At 61.3% G+C, this 24,912-nt stretch carries 20 protein-coding genes and 2 pseudogenes; 14 read left to right on the top strand and 8 right to left on the bottom strand.

Annotated features, from left to right (window positions below; translation table 11 throughout):
* Positions 1-219: 219 nt before the first annotated feature.
* From AC1Z3O_RS24470 to AC1Z3O_RS24460, 3 genes are all read left to right on the top strand, one after another.
* The gene (locus AC1Z3O_RS24470; RefSeq protein WP_483518449.1) at positions 220-1,191 is read left to right on the top strand and encodes a HamA C-terminal domain-containing protein; all 972 of its coding nucleotides are present in this window, start codon (positions 220-222) and stop codon (positions 1,189-1,191) included.
* Positions 1,184-3,736, top strand: coding sequence for a DEAD/DEAH box helicase (locus tag AC1Z3O_RS24465; protein WP_483518448.1), 2,553 nt, complete (start codon positions 1,184-1,186; stop codon positions 3,734-3,736). Before AC1Z3O_RS24470 ends, AC1Z3O_RS24465 begins: the two co-directional genes overlap by 8 nt.
* Before the next feature lie 440 nt (positions 3,737-4,176).
* Positions 4,177-4,515 (top strand): histidine biosynthesis protein, encoded by a 339-nt coding sequence (locus tag AC1Z3O_RS24460; RefSeq protein ID WP_483518447.1) that lies wholly within the window; start codon positions 4,177-4,179, stop codon positions 4,513-4,515.
* Positions 4,516-4,682: 167 nt separating this feature from the next.
* Here the strand turns inward: AC1Z3O_RS24460 and AC1Z3O_RS24455 are convergent, their stop codons facing one another.
* A complete protein-coding gene (locus AC1Z3O_RS24455; RefSeq protein ID WP_483521963.1) occupies positions 4,683-5,339 on the bottom strand; it encodes a DUF429 domain-containing protein in 657 nt (218 codons plus the stop codon).
* Between the two features lie 1,661 nt (positions 5,340-7,000).
* On the opposite strand from AC1Z3O_RS24455, the gene AC1Z3O_RS24450 reads away from it, so the two are divergent.
* Complete coding sequence (locus tag AC1Z3O_RS24450; RefSeq protein WP_483518446.1) at positions 7,001-7,750, top strand: peptide ABC transporter permease; 750 nt, start codon at positions 7,001-7,003, stop codon at positions 7,748-7,750.
* 9 nt (positions 7,751-7,759) lie between these two features.
* On the opposite strand, the pseudogene AC1Z3O_RS24445 reads toward AC1Z3O_RS24450, so the two are convergent.
* Both AC1Z3O_RS24445 and AC1Z3O_RS24440 read right to left on the bottom strand, forming a co-directional pair.
* Positions 7,760-8,139 (bottom strand): annotated as a pseudogene (locus AC1Z3O_RS24445) (IS1595-like element ISCARN43 family transposase); the annotation flags it as partial.
* A gap of 28 nt (positions 8,140-8,167) precedes the next feature.
* A complete protein-coding gene (locus AC1Z3O_RS24440) occupies positions 8,168-9,676 on the bottom strand; it encodes a 3'-5' exonuclease (RefSeq protein WP_483518445.1) in 1,509 nt (502 codons plus the stop codon).
* Between the two features lie 164 nt (positions 9,677-9,840).
* Here AC1Z3O_RS24440 and AC1Z3O_RS24435 point away from each other — a divergent pair, with 164 nt between their 5' ends.
* Positions 9,841-10,110 carry a hypothetical protein gene (locus AC1Z3O_RS24435; protein WP_483518444.1) on the top strand — a complete coding sequence of 90 codons (270 nt, stop codon included), beginning with the start codon at positions 9,841-9,843 and terminating at the stop codon, positions 10,108-10,110.
* Positions 10,111-11,587: 1,477 nt separating this feature from the next.
* Positions 11,588-12,112: a hypothetical protein gene (locus tag AC1Z3O_RS24430; protein ID WP_483518443.1), complete on the top strand. Its 525-nt coding sequence runs from the start codon at positions 11,588-11,590 to the stop codon at positions 12,110-12,112.
* Positions 12,113-12,662: 550 nt separating this feature from the next.
* Here the strand turns inward: AC1Z3O_RS24430 and glmS are convergent.
* A pseudogene (gene glmS / locus AC1Z3O_RS24425) lies at positions 12,663-14,490 on the bottom strand (glutamine--fructose-6-phosphate transaminase (isomerizing)).
* 156 nt (positions 14,491-14,646) lie between these two features.
* On the opposite strand from glmS, the gene AC1Z3O_RS24420 reads away from it, so the two are divergent.
* From AC1Z3O_RS24420 to AC1Z3O_RS24405, 4 genes are all read left to right on the top strand, one after another.
* Complete coding sequence (locus AC1Z3O_RS24420; protein ID WP_483518442.1) at positions 14,647-15,156, top strand: Lrp/AsnC family transcriptional regulator; 510 nt, start codon at positions 14,647-14,649, stop codon at positions 15,154-15,156.
* A gap of 225 nt (positions 15,157-15,381) precedes the next feature.
* Positions 15,382-16,488 (top strand): S-(hydroxymethyl)glutathione dehydrogenase/class III alcohol dehydrogenase, encoded by a 1,107-nt coding sequence (locus AC1Z3O_RS24415; protein WP_483518441.1) that lies wholly within the window; start codon positions 15,382-15,384, stop codon positions 16,486-16,488.
* Positions 16,489-16,499: 11 nt separating this feature from the next.
* Positions 16,500-17,357: an S-formylglutathione hydrolase gene (fghA, locus tag AC1Z3O_RS24410; RefSeq protein ID WP_483518440.1), complete on the top strand. Its 858-nt coding sequence runs from the start codon at positions 16,500-16,502 to the stop codon at positions 17,355-17,357.
* 296 nt (positions 17,358-17,653) lie between these two features.
* Positions 17,654-17,803 carry a hypothetical protein gene (locus tag AC1Z3O_RS24405; RefSeq protein WP_483518439.1) on the top strand — a complete coding sequence of 50 codons (150 nt, stop codon included), beginning with the start codon at positions 17,654-17,656 and terminating at the stop codon, positions 17,801-17,803.
* Positions 17,804-18,203: 400 nt separating this feature from the next.
* Here AC1Z3O_RS24405 and AC1Z3O_RS24400 read toward each other — a convergent pair whose 3' ends face one another.
* Entirely contained in the window at positions 18,204-19,199 is a 996-nt protein-coding gene (locus AC1Z3O_RS24400; protein WP_483518438.1) for a GlxA family transcriptional regulator, read from the bottom strand.
* 182 nt (positions 19,200-19,381) lie between these two features.
* Positions 19,382-19,819: a PAS domain-containing protein gene (locus tag AC1Z3O_RS24395; RefSeq protein WP_483518437.1), complete on the bottom strand. Its 438-nt coding sequence runs from the start codon at positions 19,817-19,819 to the stop codon at positions 19,382-19,384.
* Positions 19,820-20,098: 279 nt separating this feature from the next.
* Here AC1Z3O_RS24395 and AC1Z3O_RS24390 point away from each other — a divergent pair, with 279 nt between their 5' ends.
* Entirely contained in the window at positions 20,099-20,701 is a 603-nt protein-coding gene (locus tag AC1Z3O_RS24390; RefSeq protein ID WP_483518436.1) for an undecaprenyl-diphosphatase, read from the top strand.
* 49 nt (positions 20,702-20,750) lie between these two features.
* Here the strand turns inward: AC1Z3O_RS24390 and AC1Z3O_RS24385 are convergent, their stop codons facing one another.
* Positions 20,751-21,236 (bottom strand): SixA phosphatase family protein, encoded by a 486-nt coding sequence (locus AC1Z3O_RS24385; protein WP_483518435.1) that lies wholly within the window; start codon positions 21,234-21,236, stop codon positions 20,751-20,753.
* A gap of 399 nt (positions 21,237-21,635) precedes the next feature.
* Here AC1Z3O_RS24385 and bfr point away from each other — a divergent pair, with 399 nt between their 5' ends.
* Positions 21,636-22,112, top strand: a complete 477-nt coding sequence (gene bfr / locus AC1Z3O_RS24380; protein ID WP_483518434.1) for a bacterioferritin — start codon at positions 21,636-21,638, stop codon at positions 22,110-22,112.
* Between the two features lie 47 nt (positions 22,113-22,159).
* Here the strand turns inward: bfr and pal are convergent, their stop codons facing one another.
* Positions 22,160-22,699, bottom strand: a complete 540-nt coding sequence (gene pal / locus AC1Z3O_RS24375) for a peptidoglycan-associated lipoprotein Pal (RefSeq protein WP_483518433.1) — start codon at positions 22,697-22,699, stop codon at positions 22,160-22,162.
* Positions 22,700-23,067: 368 nt separating this feature from the next.
* Here pal and AC1Z3O_RS24370 point away from each other — a divergent pair, with 368 nt between their 5' ends.
* Positions 23,068-23,232, top strand: coding sequence for an FmdB family zinc ribbon protein (locus AC1Z3O_RS24370; RefSeq protein WP_483518432.1), 165 nt, complete (start codon positions 23,068-23,070; stop codon positions 23,230-23,232).
* 391 nt (positions 23,233-23,623) lie between these two features.
* Entirely contained in the window at positions 23,624-24,904 is a 1,281-nt protein-coding gene (locus AC1Z3O_RS24365) for a mechanosensitive ion channel family protein (protein ID WP_483518431.1), read from the top strand.
* Positions 24,905-24,912 lie beyond the last annotated feature (8 nt).

Below are 24,912 nucleotides of genomic sequence, written 5' to 3'. Positions count from 1 at the left end.
CAACGGTAGTATCGCACGTTTTCATCGGCTTTTTCATGACGCAACAGGAATCTACCCACAACACCCCTCTTTGGTGGGGAGGTCACACCTTATGAACTGCCGATGTAAACTATTCGCCTGAAGTTTAGTAGACATAAATAACGCTTATGCCTGGACTACGTTAGGTCGTCGCAGGTGCGCCGCCAGGACCCGTAAGCGTGCTCATAGGTATATCGCGGAATGCAAGAGAAGTCCTCATCGACAGGTTCACTGGCGGGCGCGTTTGACCGTATGGTTGAGCGTCATCCCATCGATGCTCGCATCAAGAGGGTTGACTTTGTCTCGCCGACGCAACCTTGCGTACGTGCCCATTTTCTGTACCCCATCTTCAAGGGGCGCAAACCGACAATGGAAGCGTTAGCGAAGATGCTAGTCCGAGAGATAACCAAGTTCTGCGCTACCCGTTCGGAGCGACGTGAGGCTCGACGTCGGGATGAAGAAGTTAGCGACTTAGAAACAGCGGCTTCTGAAGAAGTAGGGGCGATGGCTCGAAAGCTGTTCATGACCGCGGGAGGTGAGCGGTCTGGAGAAGGCGGGGAGCTCTTGCTGTACGCGCTTATCGAACACTATCTTAAGGCCCCCTTGGTTGTCTCCAAGATGCGACTGAAGACTAATCGCAACATGCCCGTCCATGGGGCAGATGGCCTGCATGCGGCGTGGTCTACTGAGACCGACTCGCTGATTCTCTACTTCGGGGAATCAAAGATGCACAAAGTCTTCGCGAACGCCATGAGGGATGCTGCAGAGTCGGTCGCAGGTCTGGCCTCAAATGAGGAAGGCCGGCTGGACCAAGAGCTGCGATTGATTGCGGCCTTTCAAGATTTGGACAAATTTCCACAGGCCGGTGTTGACCAATTACTTCGATTTCTGAATCCGTATGAAACGGAAGAGGCGAACCGAAGAATCGACCGCTTTGCAGTTCTGGTTGGTTTCGACTATCACGCTTACGGAAAACTAGAAAGCATTGCGCTGGCTGATATAGAAAAGACGTTTCTTCATTACTACAAGGCTGCAATGGCGTCGAAAATCCACACGGCACGAGGCCACTTGACGAGCAATGGTATCGAACTGGAGAACGTTGATTTGTTCATCTTCCCTGTGCCTTCGGTGGACGATTTCAGAGAGCAGTTCCAGGAGGCGATGAATGGCTGACTTCGCTTATAGGCTCGCAGAGCGCATCGAGACTAGTCCCTTGTTCCGTACAGCGCTGGCCGAGCTTCAGCATCAGAGCCTCGCATCACTGTTGGGCGAGGTTCCGACGCTTGCACCAATTCAGACTGCGAAGCTGAGCCAGGCAGCCGTCGCATTGGCGCGTTCATCTGACCCCAGACACATGGGGCTTGCTCAGGAAATTGCGTACTCTCTGGCGGCCTGCGAGTCCGAAGAATCGGACCTACGGAGCGTTTGGCGTCATGTTCTTGCTGAAATCGGAAACTTTCCTGCCGGCGACTACGTTTCGAACGGTTCGCTTGCGGATGACGATTTGCCCTGGTTGCTCAGGCTTCGCGAGGCGGCTCGCCGGCGTCAAAACACCATATCCGTTCTAGACCAAGAGATTGTGCTCACGGATTTTCAAGCTGACGTGTGGTCGCGGCTACATGCGCATCAGTTCGTAAATGTGTCGGCCCCGACGTCGGCTGGCAAGTCCTTTTTGGTACAGACCTTCCTGCTTGACCAACTGGCTAGTAGCAAGACGCCTAAAAATATTGTCTATGTCGTACCCTCTCGCTCTCTCATCTATGAGGTACAGGCGAGCCTGACGCAGGCACTTAAACCACTATCAGATAGGGTCGTCGTTACTAGCGCTCCTCTCCTGAACGACGAGCTATATGCTGCAAAGAGCCTCGTCTTCGTCATGACTCAGGAGCGGTGGCAAACGATTCTAAACGAATCTGACACCTGCTTCGATATGGTCGTAGTTGATGAGGCGCAGCAGATTGGGGAGGAAGACCGCGGCATCCTTCTGCTTGGCTGCTTGGAAGAAGCTCTTGAACGGTCCGCCACGACGAAGATGCTCTTCATTACGCCCAGCTCGAAGGATGCTCGTACGATTGCCCCACTGTTGGGTACAGCAAAACTCGAGACTATCCGAGGTGCCATCAGGCCTGTACGCCAAAACTTGCTCTTTGTTGCGGGCGCGGGCCGTGGCGCAGAGAAGCATCTGACGGTTCAGCTTTACCGACCAGGGCAAGATGCGTTGTCACTAGGCCGTGTACTCACCAAAAGGAGCATCGCGGACAGGAAAAGGCTCGTAACTGCAGCCTTAGAGTTGGGGCGAGAAGGGCAAAGTATCCTATACGCGTGGCGACCGTCTGCTGCAGACGCTTCGGCCTTTGAGCTCTCGTCCGAGTTGCCGGAGGTCGCCGACTATAAGGGGTCACCGCTGGAGGACCTCGCAAACTTTGTGGCTGAGCACATTCATCCAGAGTTCGCGCTGGCGAAAGTACTGAAGCATGGGGTAGGCATCCACTACGGAAGGCTGCCGACAACCATTTCGAAGTCCGTTGAGGAGTACTTCGACGATGGCCACATCAAGTATCTTGTCTGTACATCTACGCTCTTGCAGGGAGTCAACCTCCCCGCACGAAACATCTTTCTAAAGAATCCACGAAAGGGAAGTGCAGGCCCGCTAGAGGCCGACGAGTTTTGGAATCTCGCCGGAAGAGCCGGGCGACTGAAACGCGATACGCATGGCAATGTGTTTCTGGTTGACTACGACGATTGGGAAACTAAGCCAGTTGAAGACCAGCAGACGACCGATGTGGAGCCGGCCATATGCGATGCACTGTGCGCTAGACAGGATGCTCTTCTGGCATTCGCAACCGACCACGAGCACCCTTCCGGCGACAAGAAGTTGGCGCTCGCCGAGAGCGTATTTTCGAGATTGTTTATTGACGCTCGAGAAGGAGTAATTGAACAAACCATCTCTCGTGCGTTGGCTCGACATCCAGATGTGGACACATCCGCATTAAAGGATGCGATTCTTGCCGTGCAGGGCAAGGTGTCGTTGCCGACATCACTACTTCGGCGAAACAATCTGGTGTCTCCTCTACGTCAGCAAAAGCTCTATGACCATTTCTCTCGGCAGCACAAGGAAGGGTTCTTGGACAGCTTGATTCCGGTTCATCCTTGGCAGAACTATCCTGAACCGCGCACGCGCCTCGAGGCTGTCTTCCGCGCAATTCATACACATCTCGAAGGCAAGCTGACGAGCGAAGAGGAGTACTACGGTTGGTTTGCACTGGCATGGATGCGTGGCGAGACTCTCCGCAATCTGATTGACAATCGCGTGAGCAGGGAGCGACGTGTGCGGAACCTTGATGAGGCCGATGCGAAGCTGGTCGGCTCGGTTGCACGCAAGGTTATGGAGCAGGTCGAAACCAAACTTCGGTACCACTATGTGAAGTTCTTGCGATGCTACCTCGATATCCTGAAATTCAAACTGGAGGAGGAGGGGCTTCATGAGGAAATGCCACCCATTCCACTCTTCTTGGAACTCGGAGCATCGGCGAAGACCATGGTGTCAGCAATGGAACTTGGGATGTCCCGAATTGCCGCTATGGAGGTTTCCAACCTCCTGCCGCGAGACAGGGATGCGGTGTACGTTCGGAATGAATTGAAGGCTTCAAACTTTAGGCGAGGAGGCCTCTCGCCATTTGTTCTGCGTGAGATTGACAGGCTAGGCTTGCTGAACTGAACCCTACTGATTGCGCCAGCGCGGCGCATATGAAGCCCTATCGCCTGGCGACATGGCCAGCCTGATGCTCCTTGCCGCTACAGTGAGTTGGCTGGACGTTTCACTACTGAGCCCCTTACGGAAGCTCTTCGTTTTCCGAATCATCATGGCGCCCGACGTTATAGTGTCAATCCGCAAGCAAGGCGTTCCGCTGGAAACGGCGACGGAGCAGGCAGACGGATACCGTCCGGGTCATCGCTAAGTACGGTACTCTGGACGCTACCCCATATGTGGTGAGACTGTGCATCTGCACGCAGAATGGAGGGAAATCCTGGGAAACTTGACCGAGTGATGCGAGGAGCACCCCGCCGAACAAGTCTTCTCTTTCGGAAGATAAGAAGTGGAAGCCCGCTAAGATAGTCCATCACGTCTCAAGGCGTACCGTCCAAGCCTAGTTGTCAATGACGAACCGCTTACCAGTGCCAGGATTCACCGCTCAATCCTTCCCCGCGCCCCTGCATGGCTCAGAGGTGCAGCTGCTACGGCAGCGTGCCGACGCAATTCTCTGGGTCAAGTCGCAAATGGCCCGCAACGGCATCTCCATTGATGACCTGGTCGCAGCCGGATGTTTCTCAGAAAGACCCTCTCCTGCCAATGCAGAAGCTGTAGCCTGCGTTCGCTATAAGGACGCCGATGGCCACACATGGGACGGCAACGGTGTTCTACCTGATTGGCTTCAGCGCGCGGTGAATGCAAGCCAGTCCGCCGAGCATTTCAAGGTAGGGGAACAAAGCACCTAACGGTGGTGACCCGAGAGCAATTGGCAGTTCCTCAAGGCGACCAAGACGCTAAGACGCCTCTGAATAGCATCGCACCGCCCGAAGCGATTCGGCGTGGCATGCTCCAACAGCTCATTGACGATGTCGAAGCTTTCGCTGAGGCCTAGTAGGCTACCTCAGGGCGCGGCTCATAGGAGCGAGCCAATTTCCCGTAAGTCGGCATCGGGTACGAAGATGTACCCATCATGGGCTTCCCCGTAAGCTCGCGTTTTCCCCTGGAGCAAGAGCCGTGCTGTCAATGCACAGAGCGCGGCGTCTATAGCATCAATCGAGGTTAGAGACCTAGTATCGATGCCGGCATCTTCCAGCAACTTGCGCCGCTGAATGCGCTTCAGTTTGGCCGACGCGACTTCCTTGCCCAGAAGCGCCCAGGTAATTGCGTGCGGAAATGTCTCGAAGGTGATTCGTCCCCCGGAGTAGCGCTTCTCAGTCAGCAGAGGGTACCCCGGCGCAAAGGTCTGAAAGACTCTCTCGCCGCTGAACATCCAACTATAGAATCCGCTGGTGCTTGCCAGGGCTCGCTCCTGTGTTGGAGTCGAAAAGCAGAATATCCTCTCCCTAGCGAGTTCCTTTTCCGCAAGCCTCCCCGCCCCTTCCAGACTCCATCGACATGGGGAATCGATGCCAACAGCTGCAACTTCGTGCCGAACACATTGCTCGTGCAAATCTTCCGGATTGCTGCTATTCACAACGCAGACAACGTCGCGACCTCGCAAGATGACAAGGTGACACCCCTTCCGTGTGCCGCCGATGTCAATGCCGGCCACAGTACCTGGAGCATTCATCTTCAATAGCGTCTCCTACTCTTGCAGAACGATTTGGCTCGCGTACCCGAAGGGTGGCTTTCCAAGCGCGGAGGTCCCGAGGTTCTTAGCCTCTAAGGGATACTGTGAGCACCGTTCCGACATGCTTTCCAAAGCCGTCCACAGGCGGCTTTGTCTTTTGCAGCGAGCAGTCCAACCCCATGTTGGTGAATTCGACGGTACCGCCGGACACCCGCCACGCATCCAGGGCTCCCCGACTCGTGTGCCAAGGTATTAGTGCCCCCAGCCAATCTCTCTAATCACGAACCCCGTTGCGTGCAACGCAAGCTCGGCGTCCGCGTTTGACACTGCCCGCAAGCTGTACCTCTCCCGCTCGTTGTCCTTCCCTCGAGGATGGAGAAGATTCACTGCCTCAAGAGCAGCGCGGACGAGCCGTTGTCCCTTGTCCCCAAAGTGGCTCTTGACAGCTGATATGCCCCCTCCAAGGTCATCGTGGAGCGATTTCTCGTTTCCCGTCAGCTGATATAACCAGCGAGCAATGAGAACCGCGCAGAGGTTCCGGCATTGGTCTACAACCGAGGTCGGGGAATCCCGATACGCTACGTTCATGACCCGGTCGTAGGCCTCGGTTACAGCTTGCCGCCCGTCCCCCGGGATTTGAGCCAGGTCGAGAGTAGGTAGAACGCCGTACGCGGATTCCGCTCGAAGGGTTACCAGCACGTCTTGGTTGACCGTTTGCTCAGTCTGCAGAATTCGCCAGAGCGAGTACGCCCCCGCGTGACCGATTGCAAGCTGAAGGCCTTCTCCTCGGTCGGAACGTGCCACAAGCTGAGTGCAGTGAATGAAGACCGTCATCTCCTTCTGCAATCGACCATCACCCCTGCCCCGGTTCAAGTCCGACGGTAGAAATGGATGCGCATCAACGGAGACCAACTCCCGATTAGTTCCGCTTAAGTGCTGAAACACGCGACCCCGACGCACTCGGGACACCGGGTCGAACGAGTCCTCTCTGAAAACCCAGCGAAACGGGTCGCCATCCATTCCTCGTGGTAGGTTTTGAAGGTCAGAGGGGGACTCTATGAGCGCGCACTGCGAGACCATCGGCGTCGGAACAGCGAGATTACTCGGATTGTCCCTGCCCTCGTAGATTAGGCCGTTCTGGTGTTCGATTCCCAAGCGAGACATGGCATTCGGTGCAGTGGAGGAGCACCTCACTATATCGCTTGAGCGCAACGCTGGGCACACCGCCGCCGACCGCATGGCCGATTTGCCCGCTTGGCTACAAAAATGGCCAGTCCGAGAGGACCCGCCATCTGGGGAGACGCGGCTTCCGACACTTTGGGCCTCAAGGTGGCGCCGCGAGCGCGCTCCCCCGGCTTGGCCGAGTATCTGGTATGGCGCCAGCCCGAGTTGCGAGTGACTCAAAACCGACACAGCCTCATCCTCTAGTTCATTGCGTACCAACCCTTGCGTGTTCTCGCAGGTGCGGCGCATGTAATCACTCGATGCCCCGCGCCAGATATGGAGAATCGAGTATCAGTGCGCTCGCTTACGCTCTTCGCGCCCATAGTGCCTCGCTCCCCAAACCCATCGTCCTCGGTCACGCACACCAGTTGGTAGCTGCGGCTCTGGGCTATAAGTCCCTGGCTGCTTACCAGGCTTCGCAAGAAGAACGGCCTGACTTGTCCGGCACGAAGCACATCGTGCTCGATGAAGAGTTGCTCCTGCAGCGTGCGCAAGAGCTTGGCATCGGCTACGCTGAGGAGGCCTTGGCTACCCTGCTGGTGGACACGTTCAAGCAAGCCTTGCATACCGTCCAAGTTCATAAAACCGATGACGCCCTCAACGATGCGTTAAGGGCCTACATTGACCACACAGTCTTGAACGACGGCGACACCGTCAGCGAGATGACCATGTCCAATGGCACTCTCGGCGAGGTCTACTTGCCCTTCGAAACATCGCTCAAGGACATCCCTTACGACGACGTTGAGGAGTTTCACATTTACGGACACGTCGGCATGGAGCAGGACCCCAACCGGCCGTACGTTGGGCATGTCGTCCGCGTGGACGCGTCACTGTTCCTCACCCGCTACGGTCGAGTCTGTGTGGGCACCCCTGAGTGCACGGTCAACTCTGCAAAGCTCCGGTGGTTCGGAGATGACGACCACGATGATGAGGGGCCAAAGCTGACTCTCGCGCAAGCGCTAGCCGGTGAACTCGGCATCGACCAGGAGGATGCGGAAGTCCTAGCAGACGCAGAGATTTTGCCGAACGAGAGCGACGATGGTGGGCTGGTTTACTCCCATACCCTCTACGCGGAACAGGTGGCCTCGCCCGAACTCGCAAAGAAGCTGCTGGATAAGTTCGGAACGTTGAACATCGAATTGCCATCGGACCTCTACGACCGGGTCCATTGGTCGCCTTATAACTAGGCTCTGTCACTAATCTGTGTTGGTGACCGGTACTCCAAACGCGTCTAGCAAGAGTTGGCGCGGCTCTGCGGCACCCGGCGCCCGGTCGAAGAATCGGAACCGGGCAAGGTAGACCGGCAGGTTTTTCGTCGCCACTCCTCGGAACGGACGCATGCGGGCCTTGATACGGCTGTGCAGCGCGTTGACGTTCTGGATGTGGTACGGGCCAAGCTTGTGGGTCCCCCGTGGAATCTGCCGGACCGTAATCATGAGGGCTCTTCCAGCCGTCTCTTGTAGGCGCTCGCCGAGTCAGAGCAGAGGACCGTATCGGGCTCCACAGTCGGAGCCAGGGCGGAAGTCACAGAGGCTGCGTTGGGCACGGAAGGCAGGGCGGCGATGAAGCTGTTGCGGAGTGACAGAGCCTTTTCAGGATTTGTTTCAGTTTGCCACAAGGGACCGCACCTCCCTCTTGGCCGCGAGCAATACTGCCAAAGTCGCCTTCGCATCATCAAGGGCGCGATGCGTCGGTGCAGTCGCTCCGACCTTTTCAGCCAGCACGGCGAGTCTGTACGAGCGCAGTCCGGGCCATGCCTGCCTTGACATTGATAAGGTGTCGTAGATGGGATTGGTCCATTTGACTTTGCACTGGGCAGCGGCATTCTGCAGAAACCCTTCGTCAAATGGGGCGTTGTGGAAGAACACGGGCAGGCTGCCAGCAAAAGTCAAGAAACCTGCCAATCCCTCATCGAGCGGTTTCCCCTGCTCATCGAGCATCCTCTGGGTAATACCGGTCAGAATAGTAATCTCCGGGGGGACGGGCTGTCCGGGCCGGACAAAGACAGCGTATTCGCCGCTTATCCTGCCGCTCGCGTCAACTTGAACGGCGGCAATCTCGATGATTTCGTCCTCGCTGGCGTCAAGGCCCGTGGTTTCCAGGTCGGCCACTATGAGGGGGCCATCTATGGCGACCCAGGCCTTGGCAAGAGTGTCCTCTTCCTTGGCAAATTCCGCATCGTGTGCAGCCATCCGCTGTTCCCATTCTTTGTAGTAGCTAATGTTCCTGCGGACCAGTTTGGTTAGCCAGTTCCGCATCGCCGTATCCGGGTCAGGCAGGCTTTTCTGCGAGCAACGAAGTTCTTGCCAGCAATAGCGGCTAATCGCGTTTTGTCTGAGGTGCGGGTAAGCAGCATCAAGAGACTGGTGTTCAGCCGGCTCTCCGAATGCTTCAACAAGCCACTTCACATCCGTTTTGCCCAAGGTCGAGATGGACTGGTAGCCCAACGTTGGAAAGCTGAATGCAGCGGCCTGTACCTCGGTGGTGGCCACAAAGCGCGCCATGTAGTGTGGCTGCAGACCTTCGAACGCAAGAGCGTTCACAAAGTCAGCAACTACCGCTGCCCCGTACAACGCCTGCAGCAAATCGGAGTGTGGCTCTTTACCCTTCCTTTTGGCGCGTATCTGGGCTCTCAGTGTTTTGACTGCCACGTGAGCTGTAGAGAGGCCCCATTTGGCCTGAATTTCAATCAGCTCGGGGAGCTTAAGAAGCCCCAATGGCACGAACGGGGTTAGCCAGGCATAGGCCTTGTCTGAACCGTCACGCATCCGGCGTTTCTGGGTCTCCTCATTCCACCATTGCTCTGCTGTTTTGAGTTCAGGCAAGTCATTTCGAAGAACAAAGTTGTATCGACCAACGCGTTCCTCGATTTCCGCTTGCTGGATAGTGACATCCACAGGTCCTTGGGGCCCCATGACCGATACGGAAACGGAGGCACTCCCAACCGCTTGACCTCGTTCCGCCGGAGAGGCCGCCTGAGAGGCAGGTGGTGGGCTTGAGGGGGGGTCTTGAGCAACCCAAACCTGTTCTGCTTCGCTTGGGGTACTTCTCTCTGCTTTGCTTGGGGTATTACCCCCGGTCAGTTTGGCAATCAAGCTGCTCAAAAAACCCATATCAGTCTCCTCGCCTAGTCGTAGAAAAAGTCCTGAAATGAAGAAGGCCCTGTAAGTCGTTGAACTTACAGGGCTCAACTATACCAACTAAGGCCCGAAGTTCCTGCCGACCATCAGCTTGTCTTCTATTATTCGTTTCCCCAGCTACGAGCATATTTGGGGTCATGAGCCAGCAGCAGGGCGCAGGTTTCGCCAACGGTCTGTCGCAAGTCTGGTCCTTGCGCATTCAGGATGAAAAGCTTGGACTTCGTTGGTTCAAACCGACGACGAACTGGGAGGACTTTGGTGAAGTCGTGCAGCAGGTTGAGCTGGTAACTTCGACGCACCCCTCTATGATGAGGACGAGTCTGACAGTGACGAAATCATGGGCTACTACTGTCGTTGCCACGGCTCGAAGCGACGGCCATCCGACGGTTGCCCGCAAGCCGACGTGATGCGCGATTCATTGCATGTGCGCCGGATATGGGTGTGAGTGCGGACTCGGTACAGGCCGCACTGCACTCCAGGCTTTCAGAAAGGTTCTGTCACTATCTTGTGTTGATGAAGCTACCTCGGAGCGTGTAGAGCCATATTCCAGGCGCCTTTGTGGTTTCGTGGCTGAGGGGGCAGCTGCCATCCGTCTGAAAGCCGTAGCGGACAACGCGTAGGCCCAATATGGGCACGACTACCAACACGGTTTGGTGACAGAGCCCATAACTAAGGGCTCAAAAAAGGGCTCAAAAAAAACAGCGGAAGCTTCTGCCTCCGCGCAGTCAGTTTCACGCCCGGACTTGCCCGACAACACGTAGCTCCGACCACTCATAGTGATTCCAGTGCGCGTGCTGGCATCAAGCGAGACGATGCCCTCCGCGAAAACCATAGGATTACCCGGTGGCGAGGCCTTCATGAAGCATTTGCGCTCCTGTTCTGGTCGGCAATAGGCGCTTGGTGGGTGGTACAGTTCTCGCCCTTGCTCGCAGGAGCCCTGCTGAACTCTCGCCAAGCCGAATCAGACTAGATTGGAATCATCGAGCCCTCCAGTGCGCTCGTCACCACATGTGATAACTCTACAATTGCGCTCCCAGGCAAAGGCAGCCGCAATCTCGCCCTCCCTCAGGTAGCCAGCACAACACCTCGTCCCGTCGCCAGCGCAGCGGGAAATTTGGTCCCAAATAGGCCCTTGGTGGCAAGGTCCAGGGTGCGAGCCGGTAGCGGCGGAGGATGGTCGCGGGGAGAACGCCCAGTAGCGAGGCTAGGTCGTGGGCGTCGAGGTAGTCGGGCAGCGCGACCGGGACCGGATTAGTGCCCGTGGAGGTGGTGGAGAATGTTTGCATTCTCCGTATAGCAACAACCCGCACCACTTCTCCCGGGCATCTGGACAGGCGTTTGAATCTCGGTCCTAAACTCTACTAACAGATGCCCAAGGCCCCCCGTCTCCGTGAGGGGTGCTCGGGAGGCAGCCTGATGCGGGCCACCTCCATTCAGAACGCTGCTTATAAGCTTTAACGGCCGGCGAACCCCAGGCCTTCATTATTCGAAATTATTCCGACCTAGGCCCAAAAACGCCCCTGTGGAGCCACATTGAAATGAGACTGATAATGCTCCCACTTGGCAAAAAAAGATGGGCCGGCCAATGGCGGCCGGCCCTGATTTTTGCCTACGCCAACTGAACCGGAACAGTTCCAAATAATGGTGTCTGACTGCGGTCCGCGAGCAGATTCGTGCCTCGTTATGCGAATCTTCCGGGAGGCATTATGAGAATCTGTTTGTAGATTGCATGTCTGAAGCACTCGTCTTCAATGACGTCTCCTGGTCTTGCAGACCCCTTTAATTATCCTAAAGTTGTGCTAATGGAGCCGATTGCGCAGCGCAGTGGCATAGGAAACCGGCTTCCCGGCATCGCTTGGAATGCACACTGAACTGGAGACTGCCATGCGCCGTCGCACGCCCGCCGCCGCAGCCGCCCACGCGGCGCTTGCCGAAGAACTCCCTGAACTCTGGCGCAACGGCTCGTGGCTCGTGTTGTCAAACCGGTTGCGACTACCGGACCGCGCCCCGGTCTTTCTGCACGTGCTGATTGATGTCCCGGCGGGCGCGTGCCGAGCAATCGCCATAGACGACGCCCCGCTCGGGGCACGGGTCGGCAGCTGGCTCGACGCCGCAGTGAAGGACGGCGGCCGACCGGTGCGGGTCTTTACTGACAATGCAGAGCACATTCATTTAGGCACGCTAGCGAGTTGGGGCCTTGCCCACTGCGTGTCAACAAAGTTCCATCGAGGCTGTTGTGCCCCTGACAGCGTGCACATGCTGATGGAATCGCTGGTAGACGCCCTCAACGGCTTGCTCATTGTCAATCCGACTGACAAGGCTGCCTACCAGGCGCTCGCACATGGGCTCGAGGATTGGCGACTGCGCTACAACCGTGCTGTAGCCGGCCGGCCTGCGGCGGCGCCATGAAGCCGCAACCAAGACAGCTAAAGGGCCTTCTGCGTTAGCCAGAAGGTGACGTCCGTCTGGTGCCATCGCAGCGGGAAATCTGGTCCCAAATAAGCCCTTGGTGGCAAGGTCCAGGGCGCAAGCCGGTAGCGGCGGAGGATGGTCGCGGGGAGAACGCCCAATAGCGAGGCTAGGTCGTAGGCGTCCAGGTAGTCGGGCAGTGCGACCGGATGAGTGCCCCCCGTGGGGATGGAGAATGTTTGCATTCCCCGTATAGCAACGGCCCGCCCGCGCACCTCATGGCACCGTCTTTAGAGGCATGCATCAAATTCATGACCTCATTCTCACACAGAAGCGTCTTACCGGATTTTTCGCAATGCGGGAACACTTGTGGCGAATTACCAAAATGGGTGAGGGGTACCAGCGACTCTATTTTGGGGGTGTGGTCCCCCATCGAATCGCCCGGAAAGTCTTACAGCACAAGACTTTCCAGGTTGATGTGTGCGGCTTTCGCGAGTGGCTTTTGTGCACTAGTGTTACAAAGCCGCAGACGAGGCGCACTCGAATCCCCCTACTCCACCGTGACCGACTTCGCCAGGTTGCGCGGCTTGTCGATATCAGTCCCACGCGCCAGTGCAGCGTGGTAGGCCAGCAGCTGCATCGGGATGGTGTGCAGGATCGGCGAGAGCGGTCCGTAGTATTCGCAGGCGCAGCACCTCGATGCCGGGGCTGGGCGCGATGCCGCAGTCGCTGTCGGCGAAGACGAAGAGCTGGCCGCTGCGCGCGCTGACTTCGTGCATGTTCGACTTGAGCTTCTCCAGCAGACGGTCGTTGGGCGCCACGGCCACCACCGGCATGGCGTCGCTGACCAGCGCCAGCGGTCCGTGCTTCAGTTCGCCGGCCGCGTAGGCTTCGGCGTGGATGTAGGAGATCTCCTTCATCTTCAGCGCGCCTTCCATCGCTACCGGATAGTGCATGCCGCGACCGAGAAAGAGTATGTTCTCGCGCCGCGTCAGCCGCTCGGACCAGGCGATGATCTGCGGCTCCAGCGCCAGCACCTTGCGCATGGCATCGGGCAGGTGGCGCAGCGCGCGCAGGTGTTCCTGTTCCTGTGCATCGGTCAGCCGCCCGCGAAGCTGAGCCAAGGTCAACGCCAGCAGAAAGAGCGCCACCAGTTGCGTGGTGAAGGCCTTGGTCGACGCCACGCCGATCTCGATGCCGGCGCGCGTGATGAAATGCAGCGCGCATTCGCGCACCAGCGCGCTGGTCGGCACGTTGCAGATCGCCAGCGTGTGCGGCATGCCCTGCTGCTTGGCGACTTCGACGGCGCCCAGCACATCGGCGGTTTCACCGCTCTGCGAGACGGCCACCACCAGCGTGCGGGGGCTGGGCACGCTGTCGCGATAGCGGAACTCGCTGGCGATCTCCACGGTGGCCGGAATGCCGGCCAGGCTCTCGAGCCAGTACTTGGCCGTCAGGGCGGCATGGTAGCTGCCGCCGCAGGCCAGCAGCAGCACGGCATCCACGCCATTCAAGGTGCGCCAGGCGCTGTCACCGAACAGCTCGGGCATGATGGCCGTAACGTCCTGCAGGGTGTCGGCCACGGCGCGGGGCTGCTCGAAGATCTCCTTTTGCATGTAGTAGCGGTACGGCCCCAGTTCGGCGCTGGCGCCGTGGGCGGCGACCTGCTGCACCGGCCGCTCGACGCGCTGCCGCGCAGCGTCGACGATCCAGTGCCGGTGCAGTTGCACGTCGACCACATCGCCGTTTTCCAGGTAGGCGATCCGGTCCGTCACGTTGGCGAGCGCGATAGCGTCCGAGGCGAGGAAATTCTCGCCCTCGCCCACGCCGACCACCAAGGGCATGCCGTCGCGCGCGCCGACCAGCCGGTGCGGCTCGTCGCGGCAGAGCACGGCGATAGCGTAGCTGCCGCGCAGGCGCGCCACGGCTGCCTGCACTGCCGCGAACAGGTCGCCTTCGTAAAGATGGTCGATCAGGTGGGCGATCGCCTCGCTGTCGGTCTGGCTGGAGAACACGTAGCCGCTGCGCTCCAGGCCGGCACGCAGTTCCTCGTAGTTCTCGATGATGCCGTTGTGCGACAGCGCGATGCGCGCGCCCTCCTCGCGCGGCGAGAAGTGCGGGTGGGCATTGTCGGTGACGGGCTTGCCATGGGTGGCCCAGCGCGTGTGGGCGATGTCGGTGTAGCCGGCCAGCGCCCGCGCGGCCACGTCTTCCTGCAGCCCGGCTACGCGCCCGACACTGCGCGCCCGCGCCAGCCGCCGGTCCTGGTGCACAGCCACGCCGCAGGAGTCATAGCCGCGGTACTCCAGACGCTTCAGTCCGTTGACCAGGTCCGGGACGATGTCCCGCTGCGCGACGGCGCCGACGATTCCGCACATGTTCTTTCCTTTTGACGGGCCCCGGATGGGGCGTTGCTCAGGATCTTATGTGCGGTGTTGTGTTATTTTCTTTCATAATTATCGCTGCTGTGAAATCATTGGACACGTCCTGGCCCCCATGAAATTTTCTTTCAAACCCTGCAAACCCCGACTTCCGTGACCCAGCCCGGCCTCTACCTGGACGATCTCGACCTGCGCATCCTGCGGGTCCTGCAAAGCGATGCGTCGCTTTCCAATGCCGCGCTGGCCGAGCGTGTCCATGCCTCCGCCCCGACCTGCCTGCGCCGCGTGCGCCGGCTCAAGGAGGAGGGCGTGATCCAGCGCGAGATCGCGCTTCTCGACGCCGCCCGACTGGGCGCCACGCTGACCGCCATCATCGAGATCACCCTGGATCGGCAGACGGCGGAGGACTATGCCGCCTTCGAGGCCTACATCTGTGCCGAGGGCGCGGTCACGCAGTGCTACCGGGTCTCGCCCGGACCGGACTTCGTCGTGGTGGCGGAATTGACCGACATGCCTGCCTACGATGCGCTGGCGCGCCGGCTCTTCACGGGCGTCGCCAATGTGCGCAACGTGCGCACCTTCTTCGCCACCCACTGCGCGAAGTTCGAGGGCAACGCGCCGGTTTCGGACGCCGCCGCAAGTGGGCGCGCGGCGGGTACGTGAGGGTCGTGGATCGCCCGCACCGCGCAGCCGCCTGAGACGCTGCGGCGGGGCAGCCGGCCGGGCCGGCGCCAGTACCGCCACGGCCCCGCACCCGCGGCCAACTTTGCCGCAGCCCAGGCCATCTTGCCGCCCGGCCAGCGCCCGCCGCTGTCGCGCGCGCGTATAGTCTTGCCCATGCCCGCGCGCTGCCGCAGCGCCGCCGCCCCACCCCCAAAGGAGCACGACATGAAGACCAAAGCCGCCATCGCCTGGAAAGCCGGCGCCCCGCTGACCATCGAAGACGTGGACCTGGACGGGCCGCGCGCCGGCGAGGTGCTGGTCGAGATCAAGGCCACCGGCATCTGCCACACCGACTACTACACGTTGTCCGGCGCCGACCCCGAAGGCATCTTCCCGGCCATCCTCGGCCACGAGGGCGCCGGCATCGTCACCGACGTGGGCCCCGGCGTGACCTCGCTCAAGCCGGGGGATCACGTGATCCCCCTCTACACGCCCGAGTGCCGCCAGTGCAAGTTCTGCCTGTCGCGCAAGACCAACCTGTGCCAGGCCATCCGCTCCACCCAGGGCAAGGGCCTGATGCCCGACGGCACCTCGCGCTTCTCCATCGACGGCAAGCCCATCTTCCACTACATGGGCACCTCGACCTTCGCCAACCACATCGTGGTGCCGGAGATCGCGCTCGCGAAGATCCGCCCCGACGCCCCCTTCGACAAGGTCTGCTACATCGGCTGCGGCGTGACCACCGGCGTGGGCGCGGTGATCTTCACCGCCAAGGTCGAAGCCGGCGCCAACGTGGTGGTGTTCGGCCTGGGCGGCATCGGCCTGAACGTGATCCAGGGCGCGAAGATGGTGGGCGCCGACAAGATCATCGGCGTGGACATCAACCCCGCGCGCGAAGCCATGGCGCGCAAGTTCGGCATGACCCATTTCGTCAATCCGAAGGAAGTCGAGAACGTGGTCGACCACATCGTGCAGCTGACGGACGGCGGCGCGGACTACTCCTTCGAGTGCATCGGCAACACCCAGGTCATGCGCCAGGCGCTGGAGTGCTGCCACAAGGGCTGGGGCAAGTCCATCATCATCGGCGTGGCCGAGGCCGGCGCGGAAATCTCCACCCGCCCCTTCCAGCTTGTGACCGGACGCGAATGGAAGGGCTCGGCCTTCGGCGGCGCGCGCGGCCGCACCGATGTGCCGAAGATCGTCGACTGGTACATGGAAGGCAAGCTCAACATCGATGACCTGATCACGCACACGCTGCCGCTGGACCGCATCAACGAAGGCTTCGACCTGATGAAGCGCGGCGAGTCGATCCGCTCGGTGGTGCTCTACTGAGAAGCCAGGCCATGCTCGAACTGCTCTCCGAACACTCCTGCCACGGCGGCGTGCAGCGCTTCTACCGGCATGATTCGGCGACCATCGGCCTGCCGATGCGCTTCTCCGTTTTCCTGCCGGCGCAAGCCCTGGCCACGCCAGCTCGGCGCGTACCGGCGCTGTTCTACCTGGCCGGCCTGACCTGCACCGAGGAAACCTTCGCCATCAAGGCGGGCGCCCAGCGCTTTGCCGCCGAGCACGGCCTGATGCTGGTGGCACCCGACACCAGCCCGCGCGGCGCCGGCGTGCCGGGCGAGGCGGACAACTGGGACTTCGGCCTCGGCGCCGGCTTCTACGTGGATGCGACTGAAGCCCCCTGGTCCGCCCACTGGCGCATGGAAAGCTACGTCGCGCAGGAACTGTTCGGGCTGGTCACCACCGCGCTGCCTGCCGATGCCTCGCGCATCGGCATCTTCGGCCACTCGATGGGCGGCCACGGGGCGCTGGTGCTGGCGCAACGCCATCCGCAGCGCTTCCGCTCGGTGTCGGCCTTCGCGCCGATCGCCGCGCCCATGCACTGCCCCTGGGGCCAGAAGGCCCTCTCGGGCTACCTCGGCCAGGACCGTGCCCGCTGGGCGCAGTACGACGCCAGCGCACTGATGCAGGCCCAGGCAGCGGCACCCTTCCCGCGCGGCATCCTTGTCGACCAGGGCCTGGCCGACAAATTCCTCGCCGAGCAGCTCCACCCGGAGGCCTTCGAGACCGCCTGCGCGGCGGTGGGCCAGCCGCTGACGCTGCGCCGCCATGCCGGCTACGACCACGGCTACTACTTCATCGAAACCTTTATCTCGGACCATATCCGCCATCACGCCGCGCAACTCGCGGACTGATCTGGCGGCAGACCGTTCTGCCAGGCGTTGAAGCTTGCTCCCCTTGGTCCCCGCGCAGGCCGGGACCAAGAGGAGCAACGGCCGCCGACGCACCCAAGACGCTGAGTGGCGGGCCGGGGCCCGCGCTGCGGCATTGCGGCATCTCCCGCGGACGTCCGATGACCTGTGGCCGTTTACCTGCCCGCGCAAAACCATGGCCCCTGTTTGACTGAACGCAATCGGCCATCCGGCGGGCCTTTTGTCGTCTGTGAGCTACGCGCCTAGAATGAAACCAGGCGCTCACTCAGGAGACCGCCATGCTCACCGCGCTAATTCTCGCCGCCGTCATCGTCGCGCTCTACGTCTTCGCCATCCGGGCCGAGTTCTTCCACAAGTCCCTGCTCTACCCCGAACACGAGCACCCGATCCAGTATTGGTGGGACCGCCTTATCCATCACAAGAAATAGCGCCGCCATGACGCCGGCAAGGTGACGCCCGACACCGGCAAGACAGGTCGTGGCAGCGCCCGGAATGGAAGATGGCCCCAGATGGATTCCAGGGTGGCCGCGATGCTCAAGCTCCTTCTGTATGTGGCAACCGTACTGGTTGCCTACCACCTGATGAAGCAGGCTGGCGGCTTCAGCCAACCTGTCCTGTATCCGGACCCCGACCACCCCTTGCGCTACTGGTGGGCCCGGCGCATTTCGCAGCACCGCCCACGGGCGCCCACGGCCATCCCTCGCGGCCGATGAGCCAGCAGCCGTTTCGGATCCCACCCTCACTCTAGACTTGCCAGACCGGCCGGCACGACCGACATGCGCCTCCGTGGCGGACCGGCGGGCAGAACGGCGAAACCCGCCCTCGGCCCTAGCGCCCTGCGCCGAATCGCTCGCGGTATTCGCGCGGAGTCACGCCCACGCGGCGCAGGAAGGCGCGCCGCAGGGCCTCGTCGGAAGCGAAGCCGGACTGGGCTGCAATGCCCTTGAGCGGCATGCCGTCCTGCTCCAGCAGGCGCCGCGCGGCTTCCACGCGCGCCGCCTCGATGAAGGCCACCGGGCTGCTGCCGGTCTCGCGGGCGAAGACGCGACGGAAGTTGCGCTCGCTCATGGCGGCACGCGCGGCCAGTTCCGCCATGCTGAACTCCTGCTCGAGATTGCCCAGGATCCAGTCCTGCACGCCGCGGATGCCACCATGGCCCGTCGCCTGGCTGGCCAGGTGCACGCTGAATTGCGACTGTCCGCCCGGCCGCTTCAGGAACACCACCAGTTCGCGCGCCAGGTGCAGCGCGATTTCGCGGCCCAGGTCTTCCTCCACCACCGCCAGCGCGAGGTCGATGCCGGCCGTGACGCCGGCCGAGGTCCACAAATTGCCCTGGCGGATAAAGATCGCGTCCGCATCGACTTCCACCGCCGGAAAGCGCTGGCGCAGCAGGCCTGCCACACTCCAGTGCGTGGTGGCGCGCCGGCCGTCCAGCAGGCCGGCGGCAGCCAGGAAGAAGGTGCCCGAGCACAGCGCGATCAGCCGCCCGATGCGCGGCGCCACAGCGCGCGCCCACGGCACGATGGCCGGCGCCTGCGCCACGGCGCGCTCGATGTCGCGCGCACCGACGATCAGCGCGATATCCGGCAGCAGCACGGTGTCCAGCCGGCCCGTCGCCTCCAGCGTCATCAGTGTGTCAGAGCGCACCGGACCGGTTTCCAGCGACACCACGCGCACCGCGTAGGCGGGCGGCAGGCCGCGCTGGGCCAGCTGCACGTTGGCGTAATCGAACACCGTCATGGGGCCGACCGCCTCCATGGCCTTGAAGCCGGGGTACACCACGATATCCACGCGCCGGGGCGCGGCCACTGCCTTTGCTTGCATCGATCTGAGCGGAATGGAACCGCGGCGAGTTTACCGCAGGGCCGCCCGATTCCGCGCTTGTGCGGGTGCCGCCGGCAGTTCTCGCCCGTCGTTGCGCGCAAGCGCCCGCTACGAAGCAGCCCCAGGGAGCCGGACTCTTCTGCTCCTGATCAGGACGGACTCGGGACCAGGGGCAAAGCCCCCTATGGCTTGGCGCTCACCTGCGCCTCGAGTTCGGCGATTCGGTTGCGCAGGGCCTTCTCCTCGTGAAAGCGTACCGTCTCGTCACGAATGACCGCCAGGATGCCCGACACCTGACCATCGGGCGAGCGCAACAGCGCCACGGAGAATGCGATCGACATCGCCTTGCCGTCCTTGCCGACGGCGGGGACCTTCAACAGATCCTGGCCATAGCGGGTGATGCCGGTGGCCATGGTTTTGTCGTAGCCTTCCCAGTGACGCTTGCGCAAACGCTCGGGAATGATCAGGTCCAGCGACTGACCCAAGGCCTCTTCCTGCGTATAGCCGAACAGGCTTTCGGCCGCGGGATTCCACAGTGTGATGGCCCCGTTGGCGTCGGCAACGATGAGCGCGTCGCCGATGGCGGAAATCAGTTGTTCGTAGTCGAGCTGGGCTGGCATGGAGATCCGTTCCTGTTTGCATGCGCAATGCGGTGCCCCTAGTGTACTGCGCGCGGTATCGCCGCACGGCCTCGGGCGGACGATCCTCGGCGGCGATCGCGCCGATATGCCAACGGCTCAGTATTGGCTAAGTCTGCCCCGCTATGCTCCGGGCCAGACCAGTCCGCGCACGTGCGCACAGCCATGGCGTCGGCGGCAAGCGAGTTGATCCCGCGGGCCTGTGCGCCGGGCCTTCTCCCGGCTCCCGGCCGCGCGCCCCTGATGCCCCCTTGATGCCCTATGGAAACCATCAATCACACGCTCTTTCTTTGGCTCAATGCGCCTGCGCACCCCGATCGTCTCGTCGTGGCCGTAGCCACCTTCCTTGCCGAGTATGCGATCTGGGCAATCCCTGCCGTGATCTTCATCGGCTGGCTGCGCGGCAGCGAGCCGATCCGCAAGGCGGCCCTCGAAGCCACGGTCGCGGGACTGGCGGGCCTGCTGGTCAACCAGATCATCGGGGCGCTGTGGCAGCACCCCCGGCCGTTCATGATCGGGCTGGGCCATACCTTTCTGTCCCATGCGCCCGACTCCTCATTCCCGAGCGATCACCTGACGCTGCTGTGGTCTGTCGCCTTCAGTCTCGTGATACAGCGCCATCTGTGCCCGGCGGGAACGGCGCTGGCCTTGCTGGGGCTCCCGGTCGCCTGGGCGCGCATCTACCTGGGCGTCCATTTTCCGCTGGATATGGCCGGGGCCGCCGCGGTTGCCGTGCTGAGTGCCTGGCTGGCGCGCCAGGCGGAAAGCCTCTACCTTCCCCCTGCCTACCGCCTGGCCAGCCGCATCCATCGCCTCCTATTCGGCAGGCTGATCGAACGCGGATGGGTGCGCAGCACGCATTGAACGCCGGCAGGCCCGACGGAGGCGGCGATGCGGCGAGGGCGGTACCCCGCTAGCTCTTAGGCGTCTCCAGCTTCATCTTCTTCGGCTCGATGAGTCCGACGTCGCTCCACAGCTTCGTGTCATAGCGGAATTCAGCGACCGCGCAGGTGGGCATATCGAGGCCCCTGCCCAGCAATTGGCTGGCGAGTGCGCTAATCGCCGGATTGTGGCCGAACAGCATGACACAGCTCAGCTTTTGGTCGAGCTCGCGAACCACGGCCAGCATGCTTTCCTCGTCACCGGGATACAGCCGGTCATCGACAACGATTTCCTGGCGAGCATAGCCAATCTCGTCGGCCAGCAATTGCGCAGTCGTCAGCGCACGCAGCGCCGGGCTCGACAGGATCAGGTCGGGTTTCACCTTGCGATCGGCCAGGCGATGACCCATATCCGGCGCCTCATGCTGGCCGCGATTGTCCAGAGGACGGTCACGGTCAGGCAGGTCCGGATCGTCGCGACTCGACTTGGCATGTCGGACAAGAAACAGTGCTTTCATGGCGGTCCTCCCTTGCCCCTCACCCATAGTTCCCTCGGTTGCAGATCCGGTCGACATCTGCCCCAGCGGGCCGATGAGCATCGCTCCAGTAGTCTAGCCCAGAGCAATGGCGGAAGTTCCGCAAGAAGATTCCTGGCACGGCCCGGCCCTGTGCCCGGGAACACCGGCAGCATGAGAAAAAGGGGCGCCATTTGAACGCGCGGCAGTTTATTGGCCTCTCGCCCACGTCGGGGCCAATCAGAACCATACGCATTCGCAATTGGCCAGCATTCGGCACGATCGTTCGCGATTTTGGATGACTTGATGTTCCGTCAGGCCCGGCTAACATGAAGGTTCGCGAATCATCTCGGGGCGGGAAGAGGGAATCGGCGCCCGCGTTCTGGCAACAGGGGAAATGCCATGAAAAGCGACAAGAAGACAATCCAGCTTCTCAACGTCCAGCTCCGGCATGAACTGACCGCGATCAATCAGTATTTCCTGCACGCCCGCATATACCGGCACTGGGGGCTCGCTGCGCTTGGCAAGCACGAATACGACGAGTCGATCGAGGAAATGAAGCATGCGGACAAGCTGATCGAGCGCATCCTCGTATTGGACGGGTTACCGAATCTCCAGGATCTCGACAAACTGCTGCTCGGTGAGAACACGGAGGAAATGCTCGCCTGCGATCTCAAGCTGGAGCAGGTATCCCAGGCCAGCTGCAAGGAGGCGATCAAGCATTTCGAATCGGTCGGCGACTATGTGTCGCGCGAGATTATCAGCGAGATTCTTGAAGCCACCGAGGAACATATCGACTGGCTCGAGCAGCAGATCGAACTGGTGGGCAAGGTCGGCGCGCAGAATTACATTCAGTCGGCGATGGGCGGCCTTGATTGATAAGGGGCCGGCGCACAGCGGTGCCGCAGTGAGCGCGATCAGGGCCCTCAGCGCAAGTAGTCCAGATCCGCGCGTCGGTTTTCCGCCCAGGCTGCTTCATCATGCTCGCCTGCCTTGGGCTTTTCCTTGCCATAGCTCACTGATTCCATCTGGGAGTCTGGCACACCATCCAGCCTGAGAACATTGCGGACAGCTTCGGAGCGCTTCTGACCCAATGCCAGGTTGTATTCGCTTGGGCCCCGCTCATCGGTGTTTCCTTCTATGCGGATGCGACGATCGCCATGCGCCACCAGATAGTTTGCATGCGCGCTGAGTAGTCCAAGATACTGCTCTTGGACGACATAGCTGTCGAAATCGAAGTAGACACTGCGCTTGGCGAGCGGGCCGTTTGCTTGATCGAGCTCATCGCCCGGAATCGACGACGCAGTAACGCTCGACTCCTCGGCACCCGTGCCTCCGACAGGCGCCGTCACCGAGAATTCTGACTGTTTGACGCCGGAGCTGCAGGCGGTGACCGCCAGTGCGGCAAGCGCTACAAGGCATGCCTGGCGAAGCCAAATGTACATGGAAAGCTCCTTGTCTTGCATCGCGTCATCTACTTAGAGCTACCTGCCCGCGAGGGGGCAGCGTCCATGTGAGGCTCTTGGGTCGGCAGACCGGATCAAGGCATCTTTGCCCGAAGGGTTGGACAGAGGAAAGCGGCGTCGCGTTTCCCGTTTCGAGACGCCGGAAGCGCAGATCGTGGCATCGGCGTGGTCCTGCCCCCGAATCCGTGCCGGTCTGAGCAACAGTCGACCCGTCCTGAAGCGCAGTGCCGGCTGTGCCGAGGTCCCTGCTTTCGTCGGTTTTTGTCGATTCGACCGGGCGATGACTATAGTGAAAAACCGATCCGGTGGCACTCGCCCTCGAGCCGAGTGCGAAGCGCCCCATCCACTAGCCTCCGAGAAGGAAAGCCATGCCCACCTATCAATACCGTTGTGAAAAGTGTGGTGAGACGTTCGAGCATACGGAACATGTCTCTGAGCACGCTACCGCGCAACCGCCATGCCCTCGGTGTGGCAGCACGAACGTTCAGCACGTGCCGACGCCCTTCGTTGCGCGAACTGAGAGAAAGAGTTGAACCCGGCTGCGCTTCGCGCGTGACGAACGTGCGGATGCGCTCCGCGCAAAGAAGATCCGAGTCCTGTACCCGGAGCCCCACCAGCGCCGCATGGGCTCATGCGGCGCTCTGCCCCGCGCCGACCGCTGCGATGCGGCCTTGACGCTCGCTCAAGCTTGATCCGGCGCCAACGGCGGTCCGATCGCACCCCGTCCAGTTGGCCGTCCGCTTCCTCACCCTCTGCCGCACCGCGGCAAGCGGAAACCGTGCGCAGACACACGAGCAGGACATTTCCTGCTTACCCCGCGGAATTCCCTGGCACGGCAGCGCCGCTGCCACCGGCTAGAATCCTGGGCTTGCCACCATGCGCCGGCCGGCGCATGCCCGCCATGCTGTTAACTTGAAAAGGTCAATGAAGCCGGAAGTCCTGCTCGATACCCTGACAGATCTGCTGCCCCAGCACCCCTGGGCGCAACTCGCACTCAATCTCGGCCTGCTCGCGCTGGCCGCCGTATTCGCCCAGTGGGTGGTCGCGAGAGTCGTGCTCTACCTGGCGCACCACCTGCTCGACCTGAGCGGCCGCCCCGCCTGGAGCGAGGCCCTGCTGCGCCACCGCGCCTACCACCGCCTCTGGTACGCCACGCCCTTCGCGGTAGTGGCGCTGGGCATCGGCGAAGTGCCGCATTTCGGGAACGCCGCGCATATTGTCGAAAGAGTCGCCCATGCCGGCGCCTGGATCTGCCTGTACATGGCCCTGCGCAGCCTGCTGAGGGCCTGGCAGGATGTCTACGCGGGCAGCACGCGGGCGCAGACCCGCTCGATCAAGGGCTACATCCAGATCGCCAAGCTGGCGCTGGGCCTGATCTGCGCCGTGCTGGTGCTCTCCATCCTGCTCAACCGCTCGCCGCTGTGGATGCTGTCCGGCCTGGGCGCGCTGTCGGCGGTGCTGCTGCTGGTGTTCAAGGACACGCTGCTCTCGCTGGTGGCCAGCACCCAGCTCACCTCCAACGACATGCTGCGCATCGGCGACTGGATCGAGATGCCGCAGTCGAACGCCGACGGCTTCGTGCAGGACATCGCGCTGCACACGGTCAAGGTGCGCAATTGGGACAATACCGTCACCACGGTGCCCACCTACAAGCTGTTCTCCGAGAGCTATCGCAACTACCGCCAGATGTTCGAGTCCGGCGCGCGGCGCATCAAGCGCACGCTGCGCATCGACGCCAGCGGCGTGCGCTTCCTGCGCGACGAGGAGATCGCCGGGCTGAAGCGCTTCCGGCTGCTGCACGAGTACCTGGAGGAAAAGCAGGCCGAGGTGGAGCGCACCAACCAGGAACTGGGCGATTCGGCCCTGGACCCGGTCAACCGGCGGCGCCTGACCAATCTCGGCACCTTCCGCGCCTACGCCTTGGCTTACCTGCGCCAGCACCCCGAGATCCGCCATGACCTGCTGCTCATCGTGCGGATGATGGAACCAGGCTCCGAGGGCGTGCCGATCGAGATCTACTGCTTCAGCGCGCTCACCGCCTGGAAGGAGTACGAACGCATCCAGGGCGATATCTTCGACCATCTGCTGTCCATCCTGCCCGAAATGGGACTGCGCCTGTACCAGTCGCCCTCCGGCGCGGATGTCGTCGGCATGAAGGCCCAGCTCATGGCTGACGCCGCAGCCGGGCGGCCATTGCAGCCGTAGCGACCATC

It is taken from the genome of Cupriavidus sp. 09_S30, from assembly GCF_056930435.1.
This window is presented reverse-complemented; position numbering and strand designations above follow the sequence as displayed.

Coding starts and splice junctions, on each gene's coding strand:
- AC1Z3O_RS24470 (WP_483518449.1), top strand. CDS start 220: ATGCAAGAGAAGTCCTCATCGACAGGTTCACTGGCGGGCGCGTTTGAC.
- AC1Z3O_RS24465 (WP_483518448.1), top strand. CDS start 1,184: ATGGCTGACTTCGCTTATAGGCTCGCAGAGCGCATCGAGACTAGTCCC.
- AC1Z3O_RS24460 (WP_483518447.1), top strand. CDS start 4,177: ATGACGAACCGCTTACCAGTGCCAGGATTCACCGCTCAATCCTTCCCC.
- AC1Z3O_RS24455 (WP_483521963.1), bottom strand. CDS start 5,339: ATGAATGCTCCAGGTACTGTGGCCGGCATTGACATCGGCGGCACACGG.
- AC1Z3O_RS24440 (WP_483518445.1), bottom strand. CDS start 9,676: ATGGGTTTTTTGAGCAGCTTGATTGCCAAACTGACCGGGGGTAATACC.
- AC1Z3O_RS24435 (WP_483518444.1), top strand. CDS start 9,841: ATGAGCCAGCAGCAGGGCGCAGGTTTCGCCAACGGTCTGTCGCAAGTC.
- AC1Z3O_RS24430 (WP_483518443.1), top strand. CDS start 11,588: ATGCGCCGTCGCACGCCCGCCGCCGCAGCCGCCCACGCGGCGCTTGCC.
- AC1Z3O_RS24415 (WP_483518441.1), top strand. CDS start 15,382: ATGAAGACCAAAGCCGCCATCGCCTGGAAAGCCGGCGCCCCGCTGACC.
- fghA (WP_483518440.1), top strand. CDS start 16,500: ATGCTCGAACTGCTCTCCGAACACTCCTGCCACGGCGGCGTGCAGCGC.
- AC1Z3O_RS24405 (WP_483518439.1), top strand. CDS start 17,654: ATGCTCACCGCGCTAATTCTCGCCGCCGTCATCGTCGCGCTCTACGTC.
- AC1Z3O_RS24400 (WP_483518438.1), bottom strand. CDS start 19,199: ATGCAAGCAAAGGCAGTGGCCGCGCCCCGGCGCGTGGATATCGTGGTG.
- AC1Z3O_RS24395 (WP_483518437.1), bottom strand. CDS start 19,819: ATGCCAGCCCAGCTCGACTACGAACAACTGATTTCCGCCATCGGCGAC.
- AC1Z3O_RS24390 (WP_483518436.1), top strand. CDS start 20,099: ATGGAAACCATCAATCACACGCTCTTTCTTTGGCTCAATGCGCCTGCG.
- AC1Z3O_RS24385 (WP_483518435.1), bottom strand. CDS start 21,236: ATGAAAGCACTGTTTCTTGTCCGACATGCCAAGTCGAGTCGCGACGAT.
- bfr (WP_483518434.1), top strand. CDS start 21,636: ATGAAAAGCGACAAGAAGACAATCCAGCTTCTCAACGTCCAGCTCCGG.
- pal (WP_483518433.1), bottom strand. CDS start 22,699: ATGCAAGACAAGGAGCTTTCCATGTACATTTGGCTTCGCCAGGCATGC.
- AC1Z3O_RS24370 (WP_483518432.1), top strand. CDS start 23,068: ATGCCCACCTATCAATACCGTTGTGAAAAGTGTGGTGAGACGTTCGAG.
- AC1Z3O_RS24365 (WP_483518431.1), top strand. CDS start 23,624: ATGAAGCCGGAAGTCCTGCTCGATACCCTGACAGATCTGCTGCCCCAG.